General features: G+C 50.8%; 2 tRNA genes. Both read left to right on the top strand.

The features are described 5' to 3' along the window. The first annotated feature begins 145 nt into the window (after window positions 1-145). Window positions 146-222: transfer RNA gene (locus tag ACHABU_RS20735), tRNA-Ile, on the top strand. A gap of 15 nt (window positions 223-237) precedes the next feature. Further along, window positions 238-310, top strand: a tRNA-Ala gene (locus ACHABU_RS20730). Window positions 311-313 lie beyond the last annotated feature (3 nt).

Here is a 313-nt window from a genome sequence, read left to right as displayed (position 1 = left end):
TACTACGGGATAAGGAAGGCCGATTAAGAACGCCACATCCTGTGGCAACATCGGCATGACCTACATCCTGTAGGCCCGACATACTTGGTTGTTTGGTTCAGTTTTGAGAGATTAATTCTCTTTGTTATGTAAATTATAAATAGATGGGCCTGTAGCTCAGCTGGTTAGAGCGCACGCCTGATAAGCGTGAGGTCGGTGGTTCGAGTCCACTCAGGCCCACCATCTATTATATGATACGGGGCCTTAGCTCAGCTGGGAGAGCGCCTGCCTTGCACGCAGGAGGTCAGCGGTTCGATCCCGCTAGGCTCCATTT

Source organism: Oceanobacillus sp. CF4.6 (genome assembly GCF_051262635.1).
In the GTDB taxonomy this organism is placed as follows: Bacteria; Bacillota; Bacilli; order Bacillales; family Amphibacillaceae; genus Oceanobacillus.
Note: the sequence above shows the minus strand (reverse complement) of the source record. Positions and strands in the feature narration are given on the sequence as shown.